24 protein-coding genes are annotated in these 25223 nt (G+C 59.6%); 10 read left to right on the plus strand and 14 right to left on the minus strand.

Features of this window, described 5'->3' with window-relative positions:
* Positions 1-3: 3 nt before the first annotated feature.
* On the minus strand, positions 4-636 hold the full coding sequence (locus ABJO75_RS23670) for an inner membrane-spanning protein YciB (RefSeq protein WP_348127539.1): 633 nt from the start codon (positions 634-636) through the stop codon (positions 4-6).
* 8 nt (positions 637-644) lie between these two features.
* Positions 645-1547: an EamA family transporter gene (locus ABJO75_RS23675; protein ID WP_348127541.1), complete on the minus strand. Its 903-nt coding sequence runs from the start codon at positions 1545-1547 to the stop codon at positions 645-647.
* 75 nt (positions 1548-1622) lie between these two features.
* Between ABJO75_RS23675 and ABJO75_RS23680 the strand changes: the two genes are divergently transcribed.
* The gene (locus ABJO75_RS23680) at positions 1623-2111 is read left to right on the plus strand and encodes an MgtC/SapB family protein (protein WP_348127544.1); all 489 of its coding nucleotides are present in this window, start codon (positions 1623-1625) and stop codon (positions 2109-2111) included.
* A 16-nt stretch (positions 2112-2127) separates the two neighbouring features.
* On the opposite strand, the gene ftsY is transcribed toward ABJO75_RS23680, so the two are convergent.
* A complete protein-coding gene (gene ftsY / locus ABJO75_RS23685) occupies positions 2128-3351 on the minus strand; it encodes a signal recognition particle-docking protein FtsY (protein WP_348127547.1) in 1224 nt (407 codons plus the stop codon).
* A 206-nt stretch (positions 3352-3557) separates the two neighbouring features.
* On the opposite strand from ftsY, the gene ABJO75_RS23690 reads away from it, so the two are divergent.
* Both ABJO75_RS23690 and ABJO75_RS23695 read left to right on the plus strand, forming a co-directional pair.
* Complete coding sequence (locus ABJO75_RS23690) at positions 3558-4598, plus strand: alkane 1-monooxygenase (RefSeq protein WP_348127550.1); 1041 nt, start codon at positions 3558-3560, stop codon at positions 4596-4598.
* Positions 4599-4628: 30 nt separating this feature from the next.
* The gene (locus ABJO75_RS23695; protein WP_348127552.1) at positions 4629-5021 is read left to right on the plus strand and encodes a hypothetical protein; all 393 of its coding nucleotides are present in this window, start codon (positions 4629-4631) and stop codon (positions 5019-5021) included.
* A gap of 34 nt (positions 5022-5055) precedes the next feature.
* On the opposite strand, the gene xseA is transcribed toward ABJO75_RS23695, so the two are convergent.
* Positions 5056-6603: an exodeoxyribonuclease VII large subunit gene (xseA, locus tag ABJO75_RS23700; RefSeq protein WP_348127554.1), complete on the minus strand. Its 1548-nt coding sequence runs from the start codon at positions 6601-6603 to the stop codon at positions 5056-5058.
* Between the two features lie 77 nt (positions 6604-6680).
* On the opposite strand from xseA, the gene purD reads away from it, so the two are divergent.
* Positions 6681-7943: a phosphoribosylamine--glycine ligase gene (gene purD, locus ABJO75_RS23705; protein ID WP_348127557.1), complete on the plus strand. Its 1263-nt coding sequence runs from the start codon at positions 6681-6683 to the stop codon at positions 7941-7943.
* Positions 7944-8371: 428 nt separating this feature from the next.
* Here purD and ABJO75_RS23710 read toward each other — a convergent pair whose 3' ends face one another.
* Positions 8372-8695, minus strand: coding sequence for a 2Fe-2S iron-sulfur cluster-binding protein (locus ABJO75_RS23710; protein ID WP_348127560.1), 324 nt, complete (start codon positions 8693-8695; stop codon positions 8372-8374).
* Between the two features lie 270 nt (positions 8696-8965).
* On the opposite strand from ABJO75_RS23710, the gene ABJO75_RS23715 reads away from it, so the two are divergent.
* Positions 8966-9640, plus strand: coding sequence for a Crp/Fnr family transcriptional regulator (locus ABJO75_RS23715; protein ID WP_348127563.1), 675 nt, complete (start codon positions 8966-8968; stop codon positions 9638-9640).
* 458 nt (positions 9641-10098) lie between these two features.
* Here ABJO75_RS23715 and ABJO75_RS23720 read toward each other — a convergent pair whose 3' ends face one another.
* From ABJO75_RS23720 to rpiA, 6 genes are all read right to left on the minus strand, one after another.
* A complete protein-coding gene (locus ABJO75_RS23720) occupies positions 10099-11577 on the minus strand; it encodes a Do family serine endopeptidase (RefSeq protein WP_348127566.1) in 1479 nt (492 codons plus the stop codon).
* 162 nt (positions 11578-11739) lie between these two features.
* Entirely contained in the window at positions 11740-11937 is a 198-nt protein-coding gene (locus tag ABJO75_RS23725) for a DUF2065 domain-containing protein (protein WP_348127568.1), read from the minus strand.
* A 9-nt stretch (positions 11938-11946) separates the two neighbouring features.
* The gene (locus ABJO75_RS23730; protein WP_348127570.1) at positions 11947-12828 is read right to left on the minus strand and encodes a protease modulator HflC; all 882 of its coding nucleotides are present in this window, start codon (positions 12826-12828) and stop codon (positions 11947-11949) included.
* Positions 12828-14012 carry an FtsH protease activity modulator HflK gene (gene hflK, locus ABJO75_RS23735; protein ID WP_348127573.1) on the minus strand — a complete coding sequence of 395 codons (1185 nt, stop codon included), beginning with the start codon at positions 14010-14012 and terminating at the stop codon, positions 12828-12830. Before hflK ends, ABJO75_RS23730 begins: the two co-directional genes overlap by 1 nt.
* A gap of 97 nt (positions 14013-14109) precedes the next feature.
* The gene (gorA, locus tag ABJO75_RS23740) at positions 14110-15486 is read right to left on the minus strand and encodes a glutathione-disulfide reductase (RefSeq protein WP_348127575.1); all 1377 of its coding nucleotides are present in this window, start codon (positions 15484-15486) and stop codon (positions 14110-14112) included.
* 55 nt (positions 15487-15541) lie between these two features.
* Positions 15542-16273 carry a ribose-5-phosphate isomerase RpiA gene (gene rpiA / locus ABJO75_RS23745; protein WP_348127578.1) on the minus strand — a complete coding sequence of 244 codons (732 nt, stop codon included), beginning with the start codon at positions 16271-16273 and terminating at the stop codon, positions 15542-15544.
* Between the two features lie 137 nt (positions 16274-16410).
* Here rpiA and ABJO75_RS23750 point away from each other — a divergent pair, with 137 nt between their 5' ends.
* From ABJO75_RS23750 to ABJO75_RS23765, 4 genes are all read left to right on the plus strand, one after another.
* Positions 16411-17187, plus strand: a complete 777-nt coding sequence (locus ABJO75_RS23750; protein WP_348127580.1) for a methyltransferase domain-containing protein — start codon at positions 16411-16413, stop codon at positions 17185-17187.
* Positions 17184-17891: a glutathione S-transferase family protein gene (locus ABJO75_RS23755; protein WP_348127583.1), complete on the plus strand. Its 708-nt coding sequence runs from the start codon at positions 17184-17186 to the stop codon at positions 17889-17891. Before ABJO75_RS23750 ends, ABJO75_RS23755 begins: the two co-directional genes overlap by 4 nt.
* 104 nt (positions 17892-17995) lie before the next feature.
* On the plus strand, positions 17996-19369 hold the full coding sequence (locus ABJO75_RS23760) for an L-serine ammonia-lyase (protein ID WP_348127585.1): 1374 nt from the start codon (positions 17996-17998) through the stop codon (positions 19367-19369).
* A gap of 223 nt (positions 19370-19592) precedes the next feature.
* Positions 19593-20528, plus strand: coding sequence for a DMT family transporter (locus ABJO75_RS23765; protein WP_348127588.1), 936 nt, complete (start codon positions 19593-19595; stop codon positions 20526-20528).
* Here ABJO75_RS23765 and ABJO75_RS23770 read toward each other — a convergent pair.
* Positions 20455-21168: a thiamine diphosphokinase gene (locus tag ABJO75_RS23770; RefSeq protein ID WP_348127591.1), complete on the minus strand. Its 714-nt coding sequence runs from the start codon at positions 21166-21168 to the stop codon at positions 20455-20457. The two genes, ABJO75_RS23765 and ABJO75_RS23770, sit on opposite strands and share 74 nt — an antisense overlap.
* A 159-nt stretch (positions 21169-21327) precedes the next feature.
* Between ABJO75_RS23770 and ABJO75_RS23775 the strand changes: the two genes are divergently transcribed.
* Entirely contained in the window at positions 21328-23076 is a 1749-nt protein-coding gene (locus tag ABJO75_RS23775; RefSeq protein WP_348127593.1) for a hypothetical protein, read from the plus strand.
* A 97-nt stretch (positions 23077-23173) separates the two neighbouring features.
* Here ABJO75_RS23775 and ABJO75_RS23780 read toward each other — a convergent pair whose 3' ends face one another.
* Positions 23174-24727, minus strand: coding sequence for an alanine/glycine:cation symporter family protein (locus tag ABJO75_RS23780; RefSeq protein ID WP_348127596.1), 1554 nt, complete (start codon positions 24725-24727; stop codon positions 23174-23176).
* A 12-nt stretch (positions 24728-24739) separates the two neighbouring features.
* Positions 24740-25177, minus strand: coding sequence for a universal stress protein (locus ABJO75_RS23785; RefSeq protein WP_348127599.1), 438 nt, complete (start codon positions 25175-25177; stop codon positions 24740-24742).
* Positions 25178-25223 lie beyond the last annotated feature (46 nt).

A 25223-nucleotide genomic window follows, 5' to 3' on the forward strand; every position in this document is an offset into this window, starting at 1 on the left:
GGCTTAGGCGCGAACGTCCGGGTCGGATTTGTCCTCCGGATCGATCATGTATTTCTGGAGTGCCAGGATCTGCCACCAGAGAAACCCGAACAGCACGGCGGGAAACGCAAAGGTTTCGATCTTGACCCAGGCCGCATCCGACATGTTTCGCCAGACAAGTTCGTTGCCGATTGCCAGCACGATGAACACGATAAACAACCGGCGCGTCAGGATCATCCAGCCTTCATTCTGCATGGGAATCAACTCGCCCATCACGAAGGCCAGATAGGATTTCCCCTGCAAGAGCCCGATCCCCAGCAGCGTGGAAAAGCAAACATAGACGATCGTGGTCTTCATCTTGAAGAACCGTTCATCATTGAACCACGCTGTAAGACCCCCGAAAAAGATCACCATGATCGCGGTGAAAATCTGCATCCGGCTGAGATGTCCGGTCAGGCGCCACAGGATCGCCATGGAAACCAGCAGGATCGGTACGAAGACCACGGCGGCAACGATAAACCCCGAATATTCAGTTCCGTAGAACGTGAATACGTCGTCCTGAATGCGCAAATATAGCAGGAAAAAGGCGATGGTCGGACCCAACTCCAGCACCTGCTTAAGGACCATGTTGATCTCTTTTGGTTTCTGCTCGGCCATATCCGCTCCTATCCGCCTATCTCAACTATCACTGCACCTGCCGCGATCAAGGTCATAAGTGCGATCCGGCGCGGCCCCACGGTCTCTTTCAGCACCAGCCAGCCAATCAATGCGGCAAATACGGTCGAGGTTTCGCGCAACACCGCCGCTTCGCCCACTTTATCCAGGCGCGTGGCAAGCATGATTCCCCCGAAACTGGCAAACGCCACGAGGCCGCCCACAACGCCGCGCGCCATCAGAGGGGGCAATGCCGGGCGTTCCGTCATCGCGCGCCATCGCATTGCCGCATAGATCGGCATCACAATCCCGTCGATCATGAAAAACCACGCCAGAAAGGTGAAGGGATCGGCTGCAGATCGAATGCCATAGGCATCATAGGTCGTGTAGAGCGCGACAAACAGGCCAGTTACAACCGCCAGTGCCAACGCCAGATGCAATGTCTCGCGCTGGTTGTCCAGATAGCGCAGGTTATAGGCGGCGAGTCCGAAGATGCCCGCTAGCAGCACCGCAACCCCGCCCCACTGTATTGTGGTGAATACTTCGCCAAAGAGCAGGTAGGCACCGATCACGGCAAACAGCGACCCGGTGCCACGCACCACCGGGTAGACAACCGTATAGGACCCTTTGGTATAGGCCAGCGCCTGCAACACTTTGTAAGCGACATGGATGACCCAGGCGCCCGCAAAAATCAGCCACATATGCGGCTCGGGCCACGGCACGACGAACAGCGCAAACGGGGCCGCCATCAACGCATACGATGCGTCAATTGCGCCACGCGACAGCCACGGATCATGCCGGCCCTTTTGCAACGCTCCAAACACCGCGTGCAACAATGCCGCCGACAAAGCGAGCCAAAGCGCCAGACTGTGCCCGGCGGCAGTCCCCTCCAGCGAAATCAGCCAATCGCTCATATCCGCGCAATCCGGCGTTGGAACAAATTGCGCGTCAACGCGTTGATCCGATAACCCGAACCCAAAGGCCTATAGATGATCGAAGTGTTTCTCGACGAACTCAACGGAACGTTCAGTGCGGTGCGACCCGAAGTTGCCGCGGCCCGATTGGTCGCGGCACTGGGGCTGGGCGCCGTCATCGGGCTCGAGCGCGAAACACAGGGCAAGCCCGCAGGCCTGCGCACGCACATGCTCGTGTCGATGGCTGCGTGTCTCTTTATTCTCGTCAGCCAGCAATTGGCTTCGATGCCGTTTGGTGCCGAAGAGGCAAAACGGGTGGACCCTCTGCGCCTGATCGAAGCGGTCACCGCAGGCGTCGCCTTTTTGGCCGCTGGCGTGATCTTTACCTCGGGTGGCGAGGTTCGCAACATCACGACCGGAGCTTCAATGTGGCTTGCCGGAGCTATCGGTCTGGCCTGTGGTTCAGGACAGATGCCACTTGCGGCCATGACCGCGGTGATCGTGGTCGTGGTGTTGACCCTGCTCAGGCAGTTGGAACATTTCATCGGAACCAAAGACAAATAGCGCGGTTGCGCCTCCCTCACACAGCCGTGTCCACACCGGTCAGGGCTGCGGCGAAATCCTCGGGATCAAAGGGCGCGAGGTCATCGATCTGTTCACCGACGCCAATGGCGTGGATCGGCAGCCCGAACTTGTCCGCCAGTGCCACGAGAACACCGCCCTTGGCGGTGCCGTCCAGCTTGGTCATGACCAGACCCGACACATCCGAAATATTGCGGAAGGTTTCCACCTGACTGAGCGCGTTCTGCCCGGTCGTCGCGTCGAGAACCAATAGCGTGTTGTGCGGCGCATCCGGGTCTTTCTTGCGGATCACGCGCACGATCTTGGCCAGTTCCTCCATCAGATCTGCGCGGTTCTGCAGCCGCCCGGCCGTGTCGATCATCAAGAGATCAGCCCCGTCTTCCTGCGCCTTGGTCATTGCATCAAACGCGAGGCTGGCAGGATCGGATCCTTCAGGCGCGGTCAGAACCGGCACACCTGCGCGGTCGCCCCAAACCTGTAATTGCTCGACCGCGGCGGCACGAAAGGTATCACCGGCGGCGATTACAACCGATTTTCCAGCTGCCTTGAACTGGCTGGCCAGTTTGCCAATGGTCGTGGTCTTGCCCGATCCATTCACACCGACCACCAGCACCACTTGCGGTCGCTTGGGATAAATCGGCAACGGACGTGCCACCGGTTCCATGATCCGTGCAATCTCGCTGGCGAGCAGTGACTTGATTTCGTCGGTCGAGAGCTTTTTGCCAAAACGGCCTTCGGCCATGTTGGCCGTGACACGCAGAGCAGTATCCACGCCCATGTCGGCGCTGATCAACAGTTCTTCAAGCTGCTCCAGCATGTCATCGTCAAGCGCCCTGCGCACCACGGTTTTGGACTGTGAACGGCCCAGCAGTCGACCAAGCAGCCCCGGCGAGGGCACCGGCGCTTCCGGCGCTGGCTGCGGCGCTTCAACAGGCACGGGGGCAGGCATCGGATCAGACGGGATCGGTGCTGGATGAGGTTCCGGGATCTCTACGGGCTCAGGAACCGGCGCCGGAACGACATCGGGTTCGGGATCCTCGACCGGAGGCGCTGGCGCATCGGGCTCGGGCTGCGGCGGCGTTTCCACCGGCGTCGGGGCAGGATCGGGTGTCGGCGCGAGCGCTTCCACCTCGCCACCATCTTCGACGATCGCATCAAGCCCCTCTTCGATCTTTGAAGAGGATTTGAACAGCTTGTCCTTGAGCTTCTTGAAAAACGCCATGCCGGTCTCCACGCGGGTCTTTCCCCCACCTAATCAGGTTTGCGCCGGTTTGAAAGGGCGTCAGCCTTTGCCGCGGATTATGGAGGGAATGAACCTCGTTTGCGCACCCCCTGGTACAACCGCAATTTGACAGTTTCAGAACTGCGCGCGATGCTGCCGTCCGAACGCCCGGTCCCGGTTCAGAACAGAAAGCGTTGTTCCCAAACATGTTGCGGTTTTCACTGGCCAGTCTCAGCCCGATCGCGGTTCTGGTCGCGGCCTGTGTTTGGGGCAGCTTCTGGCCACTGGCGGCGTTTCTCTATGTGACCGCTTTCGTGATGGTTATGGATCGCCTGCCTGTCGCTCCTTTGCCGGCCAGCGGCAATGACCGAGCCGAACGGCTGGGTCTGGCGCTGAACATCTGTCTTGCCATTCTGCACGTGCCGCTGCTCCTGCTGGGCGTTTGGTCGATCGCAACCCGGACAGAGCTGGGCGTCACACAAGGCGTGGTGCTAGGTTTGGCCCTCGGCCTCTATCTCGGGCAGGTGGCCAACTCCAACGCACACGAGTTGATCCATCGACAAGAAAAATGGCCGCGACGATTGGGCAAGACCGTGTTCATCGCACTATTGTTCGGTCATCACTCCTCGGCCCACCCCAGAGTGCATCATGTTCACGTCGCAACCGAAAACGACCCAAATTCGGCACGCACCGGCGAAGGGTTCTACCGGTTCTGGCCCCGCGCTTGGGTCGGGTCATTCCGGGCGGGTCTGGAGGCGGAAAATGTGGCGCGGACGCGCAAGGTTCCGGCTCCCTGCGCGTTAAACCACCCCTATGTCGCCTATTGCGGTGGAGCAGTCGCGATGCTGGCTCTCGCATATCTTATGGCCGGTATACGCGGCATTTGGGTCTTGCTCGCCATCTCCGGTTATGCACAGATGCAGCTACTACTCGCGGACTATGTCCAACATTACGGACTGCGCCGTGGTCACCGACCTGACGGGCGGCGCGAACCGGCGGGGCCGCAGCATTCCTGGAACGCACCGCACTGGTACTCGGGTGCAATGATGCTGAACGCACCGCGTCATTCGGACCACCACCAGCACCCTGCCCGCCATTTCGCAGCACTCGATCTGGATGCGGCGACCATGCCGATTTTGCCAAGGCCGATGCCGGTGATGGCCGCGTTGGCGCTGTTTCCCCCGATTTGGCGGCGCATCATGGACCCGCGCGTGGCAAAATGGCAGTCGGCTGCACCCTTGGATTAAACCGCCCCGATCTGCCATTCTCACAGAATGATGATACGCACCCTGATTCCCCTATGCCTGATTGCTGGTCCCGTGCTCGCGCAAAGCACCATGGATGCCGAGGCCTTTGACTCCTACACGCGAGGCAAGACCCTCTATTACGGCTACGAAGGCCAAGCCTATGGGGTTGAGCGTTACCTTGATGGACGACGGGTGATCTGGTCTTTTCTCGACGGCAATTGCAGAGAAGGCATCTGGTACGAAGAGGCGGGGCAGATTTGCTTTGTCTACGAGGATCGGCTGGATGCACAATGCTGGGCGTTCACAGAAACATCTCGCGGATTGGTTGCCCGGTTTGAGAACAGCCCGGACGAGACCGAACTGTACGAGGCGCAGGAAAACGATACCGAGATGCTATGCTATGGACCCGAAACAGGCGTTTGACCGCAAGTTTCCGCCTTTGACGGCGTGACGCCGCTCAGAACAGGCTGCCCTGATCTGGTTTATCGGACGGTTTCGCGGCCTTGCGCGATGGCCCGTTGGCAACGGTAAGCCGCCCGTCAGCAAACTGGATCTCTAGCGAGGCGGATGTCGCGGCAACCTCGCGCGTGGTCACGACCTGTTCGTCGGCGCGCACGACGGCATAGCCTCGCTTCAGCGTGGATTCGTATCCCAATGTGGCCAGCAGCCGATCCATGCCATCCACCTGACTTTGCAAGCGCGCGGTGCGCGTGGTCGCGGCAATCGAAAGGCGGCGAATCAGCGTCTGGTAGCTCGCAGATTTCTGCTCGACCCGCGTCAAAAGCTGATTTGGGCGCAGCCTGGACGCAAGGTTGCCAAGTGCATCGTGCCGCCGCCGATTGGCGCGAGCCTGCGCCTGAGGCAGCGCCAGCGCACGTGCATCAAGGTCTTCGCGGTGGTTTCGCAACATCCGGCGCAACGCCGAAGGCCGCAAGCTGCCCGAGAGGTCGGCAAGTTTGATGCGCCGGGCCTGAACCGAACGGATGAGCGCCGAGTCAAGCCGGTCACCGACCTGATCCAACCGCTGGCGCGGCGAATCCAACAACCCGTCAGGCCGAGGCAGCGCGCGGGCGACATCGGCAAGACGTTGACGCCGACGGGTAACGCCCTGGCTAACCGCACGGCTAAGGCGCGCGCCCTGCCCATCCATATGCGCCATGAGATCGAGCCGCACGGGCACCGCGAGTTCGGCCGCCGCCGTCGGGGTCGGGGCACGTTGATCCGATACAAAATCGATCAAGGTCGTATCGGTTTCATGACCGACCGCTGAGATCAGCGGGATCTCTGATGCTGCGGCCGCACGGGCCACGATCTCTTCATTGAAGCCCCACAGGTCCTCGACCGAACCACCGCCGCGCGCCACGATCAGCAGATCGGGCCGTGGCAATGCGCCACCCGGTGTCAGACGGTTGAACCCTTCTATGGCGCGTGTGACCTCGGGTGCGCAGGCGGCGCCTTGCACAGCCACCGGCCAGATCAACACCTTGCGCGGAAACCGGTCACGCAATCGATGGAGAATATCGCGAATCACCGCCCCGGAAGGCGAGGTGACAACCCCGATGACCTCGGGCAAATAGGGCAAGGGACGCTTGCGCGCCGGATCAAACAGCCCTTCTGCAGCCAGCTGTTTCTTGCGCTTTTCCAACAGCGCCATCAACGCGCCCTGCCCTGCCACCGCCACGTCATCGACGTTGAGATTGTATTTGGATTGCCCGCCAAACGCAGTCATGCGGCCGGTCACAACCACTTCCAATCCCTCTTCCGGCACCACCGACAGTCCGGCGATCTGGCCCTTCCATGTGGTGCAGGCCAGCACCGAACGGTCATCCTTGACGTCAAAGTAGAGATGGCCGGACCGTGCCTTGAACACACGCCCGACCTCTCCCTTGACCCGGATGCGCCCAAACTCGCCCTCAAGCGTGCGTTTGACCGCACCCGAAAGCTCGGTAACCGAATATTCGGGCAGGTTCTGGCCCGGAAGCGGGTCGTCTATCAGTTCTGACATGAGGGTGCCTTGTTTCGCCTGTTCGCGCAGCTTAGAACGCGGGCGCAACAAGGCCAAGCAGATCGGAGCGCATTTTCATGAACATCCTCATTCTCGGCGGCGGCGGACGCGAACACAGTCTGGCCTGGGCTGTGTTGCAGAACCCGAAATGCGACAAGCTGATCGTGGCACCGGGCAATGCCGGGATCGCTCAGATCGCCAGCTGCGCAGCGCTGGACATCGAAGATGCTGGCGCGGTTGTGACCTTTTCCGAAGAGAATGCAATCGATTTTGTGATCATCGGCCCCGAGGCCCCGCTGGCGGCTGGCGTGGCCGACCGGCTTCGCGAAGGTGGGTTTCTGGTCTTTGGACCTTCCGCAGCAGCGGCGCGGCTCGAAGCCTCCAAGAGCTTTACCAAGGAAATCTGCGACGCCGCCAACGCTCCCACCGCCGCCTATGGGCACTTTACCGACGCTGATGCCGCCAAGGCCTATGTCCGCGCACAGGGCGCACCGATCGTGGTCAAGGCCGACGGTCTGGCCGCCGGCAAAGGCGTGATCGTCGCGATGGACGAAGCCGAGGCATTGGCCGCAATCGATGACATGTTCGGCGGTGCCTTTGGCGGTGCCGGAGCCGAAGTCGTCATCGAAGAGTTCATGGAGGGCGAAGAAGCATCGTTTTTCGTGCTCTGCGATGGCGAAACCGTGCTGCCCATCGGCACCGCGCAGGATCACAAACGTGTCGGCGAAGGCGATACCGGCCCCAATACCGGCGGCATGGGTGCCTATTCTCCCGCCCCCGTCATGACGGACGACATCACCGAAAAGGCATTGTCAGAAATCGTGCGCCCCACCATGGCCGAAATGGCGCGGCGCGAAATGCCTTATCAGGGCGTGCTCTATGTCGGGTTGATGATCAAGGACGGCCAGCCGCGTCTGGTGGAATACAACGTGCGTTTTGGGGATCCGGAATGCCAGGTCCTGATGATGCGCCTCGGTGCGCAGGCGATGGACCTGATGCATGCCGCAGCAGAAGCGCGCCTAGACAAGGCGCAGGTGCACTGGGCTGATGATCACGCAATGACGGTGGTCATGGCGGCCCAAGGCTATCCCGGCAGCTACCAAAAGGGCGATGTAATTGGCGGGCTTGACGGGCTACCCGAATCCAGCGCCCAGATGTGCTTTCACGCAGGCACCTCCGAACGCGATGGCAAGGTCACGGCCAGCGGTGGGCGGGTTCTGAACCTCACCGCCCGTGGCAGTTCGTTAGCCGAAGCCCGGCAACGGGTCTATGATATGGCCGACAACATCGACTGGCCGCAGGGCTTTTTCCGGCGCGACATTGGCTGGCGGGCCTTATAGGACGGGCTCGCCCTAACCCTCTTCAGGCGTCTGGACGATAGCTACCGGACAGGATCCCCGCGATCTGTCGATGCGGCGAACGGCGCGCTCGCCCTGCCACCCCGGAGGCAGCGTCAGGGACACAAAGCTGGAGTCGCGATAGCATCGGAAATCATCAACGGCGCGGCGGGCGGAACAAAGTCCTGCAAGAGAAGCTCGGCATCGCGATCGACAAAACGGGAAACACCAGTTTTAACTCCAGTAAGCGCTGCATACTTCACCGCCCTCTCCACTTAATCAAGACAGCCCAGGCAGCAAGGCCGGTTTGTCAGTCGAAAAGGGTTCGCTCAGGTGCAAGCGACATCCGCAAGAAAGCGCCCAGACAAGCAATGCGCGGCGTGTGGGCCGTTGCCACAGGCGGGCGGGTCGACGCCGCGCCCGGTCCGGTATCATATCTGCTTTTCCGGCATTTGAACGATCAAACCGTCCAGAGCATCCGTGACCTTGATCTGGCAGGTCAAACGCGAGCGTTCGGCATCAGGCTCATAAGCAAAGTCGAGCATATCTTCTTCCATGTCGTCCTTGGCCGGCAGCTTTTCCACCCAACCCTGATCGACATAAACATGGCAGGTCGAGCAGGCACAGGCCCCGCCGCAATCGGCTTCGATACCCGGAATATTATTGTCGCGTGCACCTTCCATCACGGTCAGCCCGTTGGCGACCTCGACCACATGCTCTTTGCCGCCATGCTCGATATATGTGATTTTTGCCATGCCGTCCGGCTCCCCTGCGTGTCTCGAACCTCTCTTTAGTCAAGCAATTTGAGACACGCCAGCCGAATCTGCCCGCACGAGGTTCTTGATCGACCCGGATTCGCTTAAATTTCGCATTTTGATCTAACCGTGCGGGTCTCTGTTGGATCATTTCGACGCCACGAAACTCACGATCCCCTGCGCTCCCGGTCAGAAAACCACTTTTCCCGCTTTTGCCGGGGTCGTGAAATTTGCTAGTCTGCAGCCGGAGAGAGCAAAGGGGACATAAGTATGGCATCGCAACGCCTGCCCGAGATCGGATTCCTGTCGGATGTATCCGCCGGGCTCCGAAAAATGCTGTCCGAGCAGGCGACCGAGATCAAACTGGCGCCGGGGGATACGCTGTTTGAGCAGGGCGACGAGGGCGATGCGCTCTATGCGATCATCAAGGGGGCCGTGGAATTCAGCGTGCTCGCGGCGGATGGGCGCAAGCTGACGCTCGAAATGATGCGGCGCGGCGAGTTGTTTGGCGAAATTTCCCTGTTTGATCCCGGTGCCCGCACTGCTACCGCCACCGCTGTCGAAGACGCGCTGCTGTGGCGTGTGCGCCATGCGGATGTGCTCAAGCAAATTCGCAGGCAACCTGAACTCGCCGTCGACATGATCCACCTTGCGGGTCAGCGCATGCGGTGGATGGGACGTCAGTTGAACGAACAGGTTTTCCTACCTCTGCCGACCCGGCTGGCCTGCAAGATTCTTCATCTGGCCCCCGGGGAAACGATCACGCCCTGCAAACTCGACCTGTCTCAGGCAGAGCTTGCGGAGTTCGTCGGCGCAACGCGCGAAGCGGTCTCCAAGATCCTGTCGATCTGGAAACGCGACGGTATCATCAAGGGCGCGCGCGGTGGTCTGGTGATCCAGGACTGGGAAGGTCTGTCGCGGCTGGCCGAACCCGGCCGGATCTGAACCGGGTGCAGGGTCTTGCGACCCATGCGAAAAAATTCTGACAATTTGTGCTTTTTAGCTCTGCTATGTGTGCTGGTTCACATACGGCGAGGCGATTCTCGGGCAAAAAGGGTGTACGAAAAGCGCAACGCCTCTGGCACAGTTAGAAATGAAAGGAGCTACAATGACACGCCGTCCCCTAACGCTCCGAAATCGTGCCTGTTCCTCCGTCCCCAAACATCTTTCCCCAATGGGACATTTAGTCAGTTTTTTTGTTTCTCTCGGTAACCAGTTCCATCGTGTCCAGCTGCGCTTGCATTCCCGGGACAGGTGGCCCTGACCATCTGTTCCCCCAGTTTCCAGGGCCGGCCATTTCCCTGTGTGCTCCTCCCTTACCGGCCCCCGGAAAAAGAGCCATGCGTGCAAACGCATGGCTCTTTGCCGTTTCATCGTGTTTTCGCGGTGAATGCCGGCGGATCTCAGTCTTCGATGTTAAGCGCCACAAAACGCGGATCACCACCCCTGCGCACCAGCAGAAGCAGTGATTTGCGGCCTGCATCACGCGCAGCGGTGATCTGCTCGTCCATCTGATCGATTGACGTCACCTTTTGCTGGCCAACTTCGGTGATCAGATCACCTGCCCGCAGCCCTTTTTCAAAGGCCTCCGAGGTTTCGTCGATATCCATCACGACCAACCCGTTCAGCCCGTCGTCAACGCCAAGCTCTCCGCGCATCTCAGGCGTCAGAACGGTTATGGTCATGCCCAGAACCTCTTCTTCCTTGATCTCGGCATCCGGTTCGGTGGCAGCAGCAGGAACCGCGCCTTCGGCTTCTTCACGGCGGCCAAGTGTAACCAGAATGGTCTTGGTGGCGCCATCGCGGAAAACCACAACACGGACGGCCTTGCCGACGGTCGTGTTTCCAACCTTTTTCACAAGGCTGCGGGTATCGGTGACTTCGGTTCCGTCAAAGTTGACGATCACATCGCCAGACAGCAATCCTGCCTCTTTGGCGGGACCTTCCGGCACGTCGGTGATCAGCGCACCCGCCACAACTTCCAGCCCCATGGCCTCTGCGATTTCCTCGGTCACATCCTGGATGCGCACACCCAACCAGCCGCGACGGGTTTCACCGAACTCCTTCAACTGATCGACCACGCGTGTCACCACGTTGGATGCCATCGAAAACCCGATACCGATCGAGCCACCATTCGGTGATAGGATCGCAGTGTTCACGCCAATCACTTCGCCTTCCATGTTGAACAGGGGGCCACCCGAGTTGCCCCGGTTGATCGCCGCGTCCGTCTGAATGTAGTCGTCATAGGTGCCCGACAGCGCCCGGTTGCGCGCCGACACAATACCGGCCGAGACAGAAAAGCCCTGCCCCAACGGGTTGCCCATGGCCATCACCCAATCACCGACCAGCGCATTGTCGCTGTCGCCAAAGCTTACGAAAGACAGCGGCTCATCCGACTCGACCTTGAGCAGGGCAATATCAGTGTTCGGGTCTGTCCCGATCACCTTGGCGGGCAGTTCATCGCCGGAGAAGAATTCGATCAGGATCTCATCCGCACCGTCAATCACGTGGTTGTTGGTGACGACATATCCATCTTCGGAAATCACGAAACCGGAACCAAGTGCCGAAGAACGGCGCGGCCGGGGCTCTCCGTCCCTATTGTTGCGGTCCTGAAACTCGCGAAAGAAATCCTCAAAGGGCGAGCCTTCGGGTACGATGCCCTGCGGTCCGGTTCGGCCTTCGACCATGGTAGATGTCGTGATGTTGACCACCGCCGGGCTGATCTTTTCAGCGAGCGGTGCCAGGCTTTCCGGCTTGGCCTGCGCAGCGAGCGCCTGCACCATAAGGAAGCTCAGCGCCAGAAGACCTAGCCAAAGCAGGCGTATCCGCGCCTGTACGGGGTGTTTGTCCGCTGCTGGAATTGCAATTGCCTGTGGCCTCACTATGCCATCTCCTCTTTAAATTTCTCCGGACCGGATGCACGCGCGGTGCCGATCCTGCATTCCTTGCAATATGTAGGGTCTTTGCCGCGCGCAGCAAAGGGTGTTGCCGATATTCAAGTGGAATTGAATGGATGCACGGATGGTATGAACAGCCATTCTCTCTCAGACTGCTCCGAACCAATGCGCGCACCACAGCAGGATCAACCCGCTGACAATGGCAAGCGCGCCAATCTGACGGCGCGCCGACTCAGGCAGATTGCGCAGCATTTCAAGCATCTGTTCAATAAGCGAAGGGGCCAGCACCCAAGCCAGCCCCTCGACAATCAGTACCAGCCCGAGAGCCAGAAGAATCATACCCATATTGGGTCGCTACTTGTCCGACGACGCGCCAGTCGGCGAGCGCAGGTAGTTGAAGAATTCGGAATCCGGCGACATGACCATCGACGAGTTGTCGCCCTTCAGCGAACGTTGATACGCAATGAGTGAGCGATAGAATTCGAAGAATTCCTGATCTTTACCATAGGCTTCAGCAAAGATGTTGTTGCGCAACGCATCTGCTTCACCACGGATAATCTCTGCCTCACGCTGGGCATCGGACACCAGTTCGACCACCGTACGGTCGGCCTGGGCACGCACCCGCTGTGCAGCCTCTTCACCACGCGCGATTTCGTCCGCCGCCTCACGTTCCCGCTCTGCCCGCATCCTTGCAAATGTCGCTTCAAGGTTGGCCTGCGGCAAGTCAGTACGTTTCAGCCGCACGTCGATCACCTCAAGACCAAGTCCGCGCGCTTCGGCAATCGCCGCGTTCCGGATACGGAGCATCAGCGTCGCACGGTCCGAACTCAGAATGTCGTCTGAACTGACAGAACCCAAAACCTCGCGAATCTGTGAACGCAGGATTGAATCCAGCCGCGCTTCGGCGGCAGGAATACCACCGACACCAACCGCTTCGCGGAACTGGCGCACATTGGTGATGCGGTAGCGCGCAAACGCGTCGACAACCAGTCGGCGGTCATCCAGCGGCGTGACTTCGAGCGGGCCGACTTCACGTCCCAGAATGCGGTCGTCATAGGTAACGACTTCCTGAATCACCGGAATCTTGAAGGCGAGGCCGGGGTCTTCCTTGACGTCAATCACACGACCGAATTGAAGAACCAGCGCCCGTTCACGTTCGTCTACGATAAATACCGCAGATAAGGCGCCAACAACGACCAACACGAGGATGGGAAGGAGAAAAGTAGTTTTCCGCATCAGTTTGACTCCTGCGCTGGCTTGCGAAGCTCGTTCAGGGGCAGGTAGGGAACGATGCCCTGTCCGCCGCTGGTGCTGGTATCATCCAGAATGATCTTGTTCACATCACCCAGCACCTGCTCCATGGTCTCCAGATAGAGACGTTTGCGCGTCACTTCCGGTGCCTTGTCGTACTCGGCGCGAACCGCACTGAAACGGCTGGCTTCACCGGTTGCTTCGTTCACAACACGCGCACGATAGCCTTCGGATTCTTCCAGCGTTTGTGCGGCCTCACCCCTTGCGCCCGCAAGCACCCGGTTGGCATAGGCATCCGCCTGCTTTTCCAGCCGGTCGCGTTCCTGCCCAGCCGATTGTACGGCGCGGAAGGCGTCCTTGACTGACTCTGGTGGGTCGGCACCGTCAAAGTTAACTCGGACGATGTTCACGCCGCTGTCATAACTATCCATGGTGGATTGGATCAGTTCCTCAAGCCGCTGCGAGATGATCCCCCGGTCTCGGTTCAGGATCGGCGCGAGTTCGGATTGCGCGATGATTTCGCGCATCGCCGATTCCGACACCGCCTGAATGGTCAGACGCGGATCACGCAGGTTGAACAGGTACTGGTCCGGTGACGCGATGTTCCAGACAACCTGAAAGTCGATATCGACGATGTTTTCATCGCCGGTCAGCATCAACCCGGCATCATTGCCACGGGTGCCTGCACCGATCTCTTCGATCTGTTCGCGCGTGACCGGGATGACTTCTGCCGTCACGAATGGCCAAGGCGCAAAGTTCAGACCGGGTTCGCCGATCGAATAGAACTTGCCAAGGAACAGCTCGACCGATTTTTCTTCGGGCTTGACGGTGTAGAAGCTCGCCATACCCCAAGCAACAGCTGCGACGAGCGCGCCAAGTACGAGTGTTCCACGAGTGAACAGAGGGCTGCCGCCGCCACCGCCACCGGATCCACCGGTGCCGTTGCTGCCGCCGCCTTTCTGCCCCGAACCACCGCGACCGCCCATCAGGACGCGCAGTTGCTCCTGGCCTTTCTTGACCAGTTCGTCGATTTCCGGAATCTGCGCGCCGTCAGAGCCGGGCTTGCCCTCTCCGCTTCGTTTGCCGCTGCCGTTACGACGATCATCATCGCCGCCACCGCCGCCGGATGAACCGCCGCCCCCCCAGGGACCGCCACTGTTTCCCGCCATATGTTGTGTTTCCCCTTGTCATACCGCGCCATTAGGCGCTGCGCTGATGCGTGTCTGATAGGTGGATGCCATATCAGAATATTCAAGCCTGAAACGGTCAGGCCGTCCGTATCGGTGTTTTCATTGTCACGATTTCTTCGCTCATCGTCGGGTGGACCGCAACCGTCCGATCGAAATCTTCCTTGGTCGCCCCCATCTTGACTGCGATGCCAGCGAGCTGAATCATCTCGCCCGCATTGGGCGCAACGATGTGACAGCCCAGAACCTTGCGGTTTGCCTTGCTGACTACAAGCTTCATCATCACCCGGTCGGGTTTGTCGGCAAAGGCTGTCTGCATCGGCCGGAAGCTGGTGCAATAGACCTCGATCGGTTCCTGTTCGGCAGCGGCCTCTTCGCTCAGGCCAACCGTACCCATCTCTGGCTGCGTAAAGATCGCGCTTGCGATCAATTCGTGATCCACCGGCGTCGGATTGCCTTTGAATACGGTCTCGACAAAGGCCATGCCCTCGCGGATCGCAACCGGGGTCAGGTTGACCCGGTCTGTCACGTCACCGATGGCATAAACGGATGGCACCGCGGTCTGGCTGTATTCATCAACGACGATCTCACCCTTGCGACCCAGTTTGACCCCGACATCTTCCAGCCCCATGTTGCCGGTGTTGGCGACACGACCCGTGGCAAACAACACCGAATCAAACACGCGCTCGCTGCCGTTGGTGGCCTTGACCCGAACCGGATCGCCTGCCTTGCCACCACTTTCTGCGGGGCCCATCTCGATAATATCGGTACCTACATGCAGATCGACCCCCTTGTCGCGCATCGACTCGGCCACCAGTCCGCGGGCCTCTTCGTCAAAGCCACGCAAGACCTGCGCCCCACGATAGTATTGCGTTACCTCGACGCCCAGCCCGCGCATGATGCAGGCAAATTCGCAGGCGATGTAGCCACCACCGATGATCAACAGAGATTTCGGCAGTTCGGTCAGATGAAAGATATCGTCGGACACGACCCCAAGGTCGGCATTGGGCAGATCAGGCCGGACCGGATGCCCACCCGTCGCCACGAGAATATGCTTGGCCGTGATCTCTTCGCCGGTCGACAGGCTGACCGTATGCGCATCCTTGAGCGTCGCCCGTGCGTCATACGTGGTGACACCCGCATTGCCCAAAAGTTTGCGATACACGCCTTCGAGCCGGTCGAGTTCGGCATTCAGTTTGTCGCAGAACGCGGTCCAGTCAAATGCGCCATCAGAAATGTCCCAGCCATAGGACCGCGCCTCAGCCGCCATCTCGCCATATCCGGATGCAAACACCATGAGTTTCTTGGGCACGCAGCCCCGAATGACACAGGTGCCGCCATAGCGGTCATCCTCGGCGAGCGCGACCTTGGCGCCGGTCTCGGATGCGGCCACGCGCGCGGCACGCACACCGCCAGAGCCGCCTCCAATTACAAAGAGATCATAATCAAAGCTCATCCGGATGCACCTTCACTCGGTTAAATGGATCTGTCGGTTTGGGGTGCCGGTCATGTCAGACCGACGCCTTGGTGACATGGTGCAGATCGACACGACCGTCAGCATGACCAACGATCACGAGATCACACATTTCGATGAACAGGCCATTTTCGACCACACCGGGAAGCTGGTTCAGCATCAGGGACATTGCGCGCGCATCGCCGATCCGTTGCAGGCGCAAGTCGATGATGTGGTTACCCTCATCGGTCACGAACGGCGCATCGCCGTTCATCCGCAGGGCCGTTGTCCGCCCCTGAACATCCATCGCGACAAGCGCCTCTTCGATCAGCTTTTGCGTGCTGTTCAGGCCAAAGGGGATCACCTCGACCGGCAATGGAAAGGCACCAAGGGTTGCAACCTCTTTCGCCGCGTCCGCAATCACGATCATCCGGTCGCTGGCCTTTGCAACGATCTTTTCCTGCAAATGCGCCCCGCCACCGCCTTTGATCAGGGTGAGTTCACTGTCAAATTCGTCGGCACCGTCGATGGTCAGGTCCAGCCAACCGGCCTGATCCAGCGTGATCACTTCGATCCCTTCTTCGCGCGCCTGTGTCGCGGTGCGGGTCGAGGTCGGCACACCACGGAACGTTAACCCTTCGTCGCGCACCCGTTCGCCGAGCCGTTTGACCAGCCAGGCCGCCGTGCTTCCTGTACCAAGACCCACCTGCATCCCGTCCTCGACATGCTCTGCAGCACGATTTGCAGCGACTAATTTGGCCTTGTCGGCGGGCGACATTTCTCCGGTCATGGGCAGGTCTCCAAGTCAGTTCCCGGCCTTATAGGCGAGTTGATCCAGAGGGGCGAGGGGCGAAATGCAGGGATTGGCGGTTTGGTGAGACCTGCCGGGTTGTGTTAGGTTTGAGAAAGGTCATTCGCGGGGTTGGCATGCTGAAATTTGACGAACAGACCGCACGCCTGCTGGAAGACGCTTATCAAGGCGCCGATTTCACACGACGGCGGCGGATAAGTTTTGACGCCGTGGCGCCCCGTCCGGGCGAACGCATTCTTGATCTCGGATGCGGCAACGGATTGCTGACATTGGAACTCGCGCGAGCCGTGGGCGCGGCAGGGCATATTCTGGGGCTGGACGCCAGCGCCGACATGCTGAGCGCGGCCAAACAGCGATGCCAAGAACGAGAGAACGTGACGCTGTTGCAAGGGTCCGCAGACTCGCTGCCCTTTGAGGCGGCCAGTATCGACAAGGCGGTGTCGCTTCAGGTGTTCGAGTATTTCGATGATATGCGCCCTGCCCTCACGGAATTGCACCGAGTTCTACGCCTTGGCGGGCGCGTCGTCATTTCCGACATGCATTTTGATACGCTGGCCTGGCACAGCGATGACCCCGAACGAATGGCCAAGATGGTGGGCATCTGGGATCGTCATGTCGCGGAACGGCGCGTGCCGCAGATTTTACCGGGCGCACTTTTGGCCGCAGGTTTCAGGATGGAAACCGTGATCCCGTACACCACATGCGACATTGATATGCGGCCTGATGGGTTGGCGCAGATGATGATCCGCCTGATGACGGCATATGCAATGTCGACCGGGGCCATGCCCGAAGACGAAACCAGCGCCTGGGCGCAAGAGCAGACGGACCTTGCAAAAGTCGGACGCTTCTGGTTCTCGCTGAGTCACTTCGTAACCGTTGCAAGGCGCCAATGATCCCGGTCTATCGTTTGCACTACGCGCCCGACAATGCGTCACTGATTGTTCGGCTGACGCTGGAACAGTTGGGGCTGGGCTACGAAACTGTGCTCGTCGACCGTTCCCGGCAGGCCCAGCGCGACCCCACCTATCTCAGATTGAACCCCAACGGCCTGATCCCGGTTCTGGAAACGCCACAAGGGCCGATGTTTGAGACCGGCGCGATCCTGTTGTGGCTGGCCGATACCCATCACAGCAGCGCCCCTGCGCCAGGTAAGCCGGACCGTGGCGCCTATCTGAAGTGGTTGTTCTTTGTCTCCAACACACTGCATGCAGATCAAAGGATGACATTCTACCCGCATCTCTACGTCGGTCGCGACCTGGCCGCGCAGGCTGTATTGCGCGAAACGGTACAGGGTCGGCTGCGCACTCATCTCGCCAACCTTGACGCTTTGGCGGCGCAGTCCCCTGCTTGGCTGGCAGCGGATGCGCCAACCGGATTGTGCTGGTATTTGGCCTGTCTTTTGCGCTGGATGGTGTTGTATCCCAGCGATTCGGACCGAGGCTGGTTCGACCTGTCGGCGCATCCGGCTCTCTATGCGCTTCTAGCAGGTCTCGAATGCCATCCGGCAACCCGCGCGGCAGAGGTCGCCGAAGGGTTAGGGCCGACACCGTTCACCGCCCCGCGTCATGCAAACCCGCCAGAGGGCAGCGCGACCTGATCCGTGAAAGTGTCATATCGTCGGGCAAAGCGTCGCTTTCTTGACGACAATCGCCCGATCGGCGTGTGATAGAGCAATTGGCACGAATAAGCAGAGGGTGCGCCATGTTCCTTTCGGTATTTGACATGTTCAAGATCGGTGTCGGACCGTCCTCGTCGCACACGATGGGTCCGATGGTCGCCGCCGCGCGGTTCCTCGACCAGATGCGCGCCTCGCCCTTCGGCTTTGCCGGGTTACGGGTATCGTTGCACGGCAGTCTGGCATTTACCGGTGTGGGTCACGCCACGGATCGGGCCACTATACTGGGGCTCGCCGGATTTCGGCCCGAAACCTACGATGCCGACGCCGCCGCAATTGCCCTTGCCGAGATCAAATCGACACATCGCATGTCGCCCGAGGGGCTTGGCCAGCTGTCTTTCAACCCGGCCACCGACCTGATCTTTGATTACGACCATGTGCTGCCGGGCCATGCCAACGGCATGGTCCTGATGGCTACCGATGCCCAGGGCGACGTGACGTTGCGCCAGACCTATTACTCAATCGGCGGCGGGTTTGTGATGACCGAGGATGAACTTGCCGCTGGCAAGGACACTGATTCCGGCGCACCGGTCCCCCACCCGTTCAAATCCGCCGCCGAGATGCTCGAGATGGCAAGACAAACTGGCAAGTCCATTGCCGCGATGAAGCGAGCAAACGAACTGTCCCGCGGCGGTGCAGACCAGCTGGCAGCGGGCACAGCGCGCATTTGGGAGGTCATGAACGGCTGCATAGATCGCGGCTTGACGACGGATGGCATTCTCCCCGGCGGGCTCAGCGTCAAACGGCGCGCCAAGGGCATCCATGATGCGCTGATTGCCGAGCGTGGAATGAACCTGACCGCACCGCATACGATCAACGACTGGATGAGCGTCTATGCGATGGCGGTGAACGAGGAAAACGCCGCTGGCGGGCAGGTCGTAACCGCCCCAACAAACGGGGCGGCGGGTGTGTTGCCTGCGGTGCTGCGCTATTACCTTGACCATGTTCCGGGCGCATCCACGGCGCATATCGAGGATTTCCTGCTGACTGCAGCGGCCATCGGCGGGTTGGTCAAGTTCAACGCCTCGATTTCCGGGGCAGAAGCGGGCTGTCAGGCCGAAGTCGGCAGCGCCGCAGCCATGGCCGCCGCCGGACTCTGTGCCGTCATGGGCGGCAAACCCGAGCAGGTGGAAAACGCCGCTGAAATCGCGCTTGAGCATCATCTGGGAATGACCTGTGACCCGGTGCGCGGGCTTGTTCAGGTGCCATGCATCGAACGAAACGGGCTCGGCGCGATCAAGGCCGTGTCCGCCGCAAGCCTTGCCCTACGCGGCGACGGCACGCACCTGGTTCCGCTCGACGCCTGCATCGAAACCATGCGGCAAACCGGCGAAGATATGAGCGAACGCTATAAGGAAACGTCGCTTGGTGGGCTGGCGGTAAATGTCCCAAACTGCTGAACGAATGATTCGCGCATTGCGCGAGCTTTGTTAAAAAGTGTCGCGATGAACGTGTCTTGCGGCACCAATTTCGGATGCAGCGTGTCTTCCACGCGGCACGGAATTTCGCTTTCCGGCCAATCACTTCGGAATATCTGCCAACTTCTGAGACACCATCCAGTGTAACGTTTGGTAACCAGAACGTTTCCTTGCATGATTTCTCGGCACTGCTAGCGTGACTGCTATGTCCACCGACCAGCCCCTCTTGGGCGTTCTTTTGATGCTTGGTTTCTGCATCGTGGCGCCGATGGGCGATGCGGTGGCGAAATTGCTTGGACATTCGGTCCCGCTTGGTCAGCTGCTGGTGGTGCGATTTGCCATTCAGGCGATCGCGCTCATCCCGATTGTCTATCTCACCGGGCGACTGTGGCGAATGCGCGGGCGGGTGCTGACACTGACGATTGTGCGAACGGTGCTGCATATCACCGGTATCGGCGCCATGTTCACTGCGCTAAAGTACCTGCCACTCGCCGACGCGGTCGCAATTGCCTTTGTCATGCCTTTCATCATGTTGTTGCTCGGCAAGTTCGTGCTGTCCGAAGAGGTCGGCAGTCGCAGGCTGATCGGCTGCATCGTCGGTTTCATCGGAACGCTGATGGTCATTCAACCAAGCTTTGCTGAAATCGGCTGGCCGGCGTTGTGGCCGCTTGTCGTGGCGGTCAATTTCTCGTTCTTCATGCTTGTGACCCGTCAATTGGCCAAGGAGACCGATCCGATCGGATTGCAGGCCGTGAGCGGGGTGATTGCGACGATCCTGTTGCTGCCTGCGATTCTGATCGGGAATGCTGCGGGGTGGCCCGGCCTGAGCCTCATTCAACCCAATGCGACGGAATGGGGCTTGCTCTTGGCCATCGGTTTGCTCGGGACCGGAGCGCATCTGTTGATGACATGGTCGCTGCGCTATGCGCCCGCCGCGACACTCGCGCCGATGCAATATCTCGAGATCCCCGTCGCCACGGTTATCGGCTGGCTCATTTTCCGGGACCTGCCCAACACGTTAGCCAGCATTGGGATTATGGTCACGATTGCCGCAGGGCTTTATGTGATCATGCGCGAGCAGGCCGTCGCACGGGCGATTGCCCGACAGACGCCCGAGGATGAGTCTCTGCCAGCGCAGTAAGAGCAGACGCCAATGCCCGACGCGGCAGGATTGCGAGAAGCCCAGGTCCATCCATCTGCAGCGTTGTCCGACCCGTCGCACGGTTCGAGGTCCCGATGCGTCCGTTGGGGGCCAAAGCAAGCCCGTCGATGGGCCATTTCAACCCCTGAGACCGCCCGCTGACTGCGGCCATCGGGAACAGCGACACCACGTCGCCATCCGCCAACTCCAGTTCCAGCACCGGCGGCACGTGCAGCACGATCTCGGTCTCTCCGATCAGGATGCAGGGTTTTTCAGGAAAACGGGCCAGCGCGTTGAACGCCGCAAACTGATGATCCAGCCGAGCGCCGAGGAACCCCACCCCGAGAATCACCGGCGCCGAGATGCTGCGCAGCGCCTTTTCAAAGTCCGTACTGTCCTGTTCCTCGACCCGAAGCAGGCGATCGGCAGGAATCCGCGCGCGATCGCGCGCCTTCAGACTGTCGAAATCCCCAACGACCGCGTGAATGTCATGCCCGCCGTCTAGTGCCACCGAAGCCCCGCCATCCACTGCGACAAGCAAGGGCGCAAGACGCAACGCCAGCGAGATATCCTCGGGCCCAATCTCGCCTCCGCCAACGAGCGTAACGCCGGTGTCGCTCTGGATTTTTGCATCATTCATGCGTGAGTTGATCCTCTTTTTTGGAGCGGGAACACATTCTGGCCACAAAGAGATAATGATATCAGATCATAATCGGACGATTTTTTGACGCCCACGGTATGGTAAATTAAACCAAGTGATTGTGTAAGGGTCAGCGGCAACTCTCTGAGGATGGGCAGCATGGCGAACAACAATAAAGTTCTGACGGTTTCCTACGGTGCATTTTCCTGCACGCTCGAGGGGTTTGACGACTCCGTTGGAACACTCAAGGAAATTACCGAATATTTCCGCGCCCTGTCTGCGTCGGATCCCAATTTCGGTGAACAGGAAATGCTCCCCGATACCGCAAATCTTGCGCGGATCGCCAAAAACAACGAACCCCGCCCCGTCGATATCCACACCAGTGAGCGTGGCAGTATCCTGCTCCGGGCAGAAGACGCCGAATTCGTGCCCGATACTGACGGCGCATCGGAACGTCGGGCGGACCCGCACAGCGACCGGGAAAACGAAGCCCTCAGTCTGGCCGAGGTGATGGCGCAGGTCTCAGAACCCGATCAGCCGCAGGCCGAAACGGCAAAAGACGCCACAGAGGAGCTTCCCGACGACAGTGTCTCTGCCAAGCTGCAACGGCTTCGCGCCGTCGTCGCGCGCAACGCGGCAAAGCTCGAAGACGATGACCAGCCCGAAGATGTGGACACGGTCGAAGAGTTCTTTGCCGGCTCCTACACCGACGACATGACCGATGCGCTTCGCGAGGAACAGGCAGAACCGGAAACCGCGCCTGCGCCAGAAGATGACACGCCAGCCGACGATGCGGCGGATCAAGCGGAGTTCTCTGCTGCGACAGAGGAGCCAATTGCTGCCGAGGTTGATGAGCCGGCCTCTCAGAGAGAACACGTGACTGAAGCGGACCCCGATGAAGACGCGGTCATGGAAAAAGTGCTCGGCACCATTTCGGCAACCGAAGACACTCCCCCAAATGCAGAGGCAGAGGCAGAGGCAGAGGCAGAGGCAGAGGCAGAGGCAGAGGCAGAGGCAGAGGCAGAGGCAGAGGCAGAGGCAGAGGAGGATTACCTGATTCCCTACCTTTTGAAGCCGGAAGAAATGATTTCTGACGGGACTTCTGCCAGAAAAGCCGAGGCAACAACGGATACGCCGCAAGTGGTCAAGGTCAAACGTGCGGATATCGATGCCGCACTGGCCGCAGGAGATCTGCATGAGGTCGCAGAGCAATCCACAGCCCCCCATTCGCAAAAGAACAAGCTTCTGCTGGGCGGCAATGAACTCGCGCGCTTGATGGCGACCGCCGATGCAAGGATGGATGAGCCAGAATCATCGACGTCGCGAGACACCTACAGCCATCTGCGTGCTGCCGCAGCCGTGGCAGGTGGAACCCGCTCAGGCGGCAGGCAAGACTCTGATGATGTGTATCGCGACGATCTCGCCAGCGTCGTCAAACCGTCACGCCCGGCGCCTAAGCGCCCTGGCCGCCCGACCGATCAAGTTCAGAACGCCCCATTGAAACTGGTGCAGGAGCAGCGGATCGACGTCGAAGACAGCGCTGCACGCCGTGGTCCCGTGCGCCCGCGTCGTGTCTACGCGGCGACGACCGAATATGACGCGGTACCAGCAGGCAGCGACACGGCCTTTGCCGAATTTGTCCGGGAAAATGGCATCACCGAAATGCCCGATGTGCTGGAGGCGGCGGCGGCCTACCTGTCTTTCGTCGAAGGCCGCAAACAGTTCTCGCGCCCTCAGCTGATGAGCAAACTGCGCCAGATCGATGGCGCTACCGCCTATGACCGCGAGGACAGCCTGCGTTCATTTGGCGATTTGCTGCGTGATGGCAAGATTGAGGAAGCGGGCGGTGGGAGGTTCACCGCATCCGATGATATTGGATTTCGTCCAGCCAAGCACGCCACCGGGTAACAGGCCCAAGTCCCAAACAGGAAACGGCGGCCCATGATAGGCCGCCGTTTTTTATTCTAGATCGTGGCAGGCTGCGATTGCAGCCCGCCAGCGAAATTCAGTGTGTAAACTTGTGAATTTCGCCAGATGCCAGACGGCTGCTGTAGGATGCCAGTTCCTTGCGCACGACCTTCATCAGGAAATAGAGCGCAAAGACGTTAACCACAGCCATCGCAAAGATTGCCGCATCAGAGAAGTCGATGACTGGCCCGAGGCTCGCAGCCGCACCGATGACAACGAAGATACAGAAGATCACCTTGAAGATCAGTTCTGTCACCTTGCCTTCGCCGAACAGGTAGGTCCACGCCTTGAGACCGTAGTAGGACCAAGAGATCATCGTCGAGAAGGCAAACAGGACCACCGCGATCGCCAGCACAAACGGGAACCAACTGATCCCGGACGCAAAGGCCGCCGAGGTCAACTGAACGCCCTGAACACCGCCTTCGGTCGCGATCATGCTGCCGTCTTCAGTCAGAATGAACAGGCCTGTTGCCGGATCAATTTGCTGAACACCGGAGATGGTGATCACCAGAGCCGTCATTGTACAGATCACAACTGTGTCAATCAGCGGCTCGAGCAGGGATACAAATCCTTCGGTGATCGGTTCCTTGGTGCGGACCGCCGAGTGGGCAATCGCCGCAGAACCAACGCCAGCTTCGTTCGAGAACGCCGCCCGCTTGAAGCCCTGAATAAGCGCTCCGACCATACCGCCTGCAACGCCCAGACCTGTAAAGGCACCGGCGAAGATCTGGCCAAAGGCCCAGCCAATCTGATCAAAATTCACGATCAGAATGATCACCGCAGCACCGACGTAAAGAATGCCCATGAATGGCACAACTTTTTCGGTCACGCGGGCGATCGACTTGATGCCGCCTACGATCACTGCAAACACCACACCGGCAAAGATTACACCCGTAATCCAGCCCGGATAGTCGCCAACGATCCCGGAGATCTGTGCATGCGCCTGGTTGGCCTGGAACATGTTGCCGCCGCCAAGTGCACCAAGGATACAGAAGATCGAGAACAGGACCGCAAGGATCTTACCACCCGGCAGGCCAAGTTCGTTGAACCCCTTGGACATATAGTACATCGGGCCACCGGAAACCGAACCGTCAGGATATTCGTTCCGATACTTCACACCCAGCGTACATTCGGTGAACTTTGACGCCATGCCCAAAAGGCCGGCGAGGATCATCCAGAACGTTGCACCGGGTCCGCCGATGCCAACGGCCACCGCAACGCCGGCGATGTTACCAAGCCCGACCGTACCGGACAAAGCCGTTGCGAGCGCTTGAAAGTGACTTACCTCGCCCGCGTCGTTGGGATCGGAATAGTCGCCCTTGACCAGCGAAATCGCATGTCCGAAGAACCGGAACTGAACGAAGGCAAAATAGAGGGTAAAGATCGAGGCCGCGACCACCAGCCACAGCACGATCCATGGAAAGTTCGTTCCCGGAAGCGGGGCAAAGATGAGGCTGACAAAGGGACCGGTTGCACTGGCAAAGGCTGCGTTTACCTTTTGGTCCAGCGTCACGGCTTCCTGAGCGACGGCGGGAGCCGCCAACCCAATTGCTGTCGCAGCAGACAGCGCTGTTGTAACTGCGCGTTTCATATGAAGATCCTTCTATCCGACAACGGTGACTGGGACGCTGGCTTCCATCACCAGGTTGGCCGTTGAACTGCCAAATATCCGCTGAGACAGGCTGCGTTCGCTCGCTCGCGCAACAATGATCTGCTCCGCCTTCTCTTTGACCGCGACCTCATTCAGTGCATCCGCCACATTGCCGTGACGCACGATGCCCCGTGCGTTAAGCCCCTCTTTGGTCAATTTCTCGACTGCAGGCTGGATGATTCGCTCTTGGGCGATCGCGATTTCCTTTTCGCGCCGTTTGTGGCGCTGTTCGTTTTCCTCGGGTGTCTGGAACGAATAGGGAGACCATTCAATAATATACACCACGAGCAATTCGCAGGCGTCGATCTTGCCGGCGAGCTGCTGGGCATAGTCCAAGGCGCGATCGCCTGAACCGTGTCCGTCAACGCCAACCACTAATTTTGCCGTCATTATGTAATACCTCCAGTCCGCGCATCCGCGACGGTGATCAGAGTTC

The sequence above is a fragment of the Sedimentitalea sp. genome (assembly GCF_039973035.1).
In the GTDB taxonomy this organism is placed as follows: domain Bacteria; phylum Pseudomonadota; class Alphaproteobacteria; order Rhodobacterales; family Rhodobacteraceae; genus Sedimentitalea.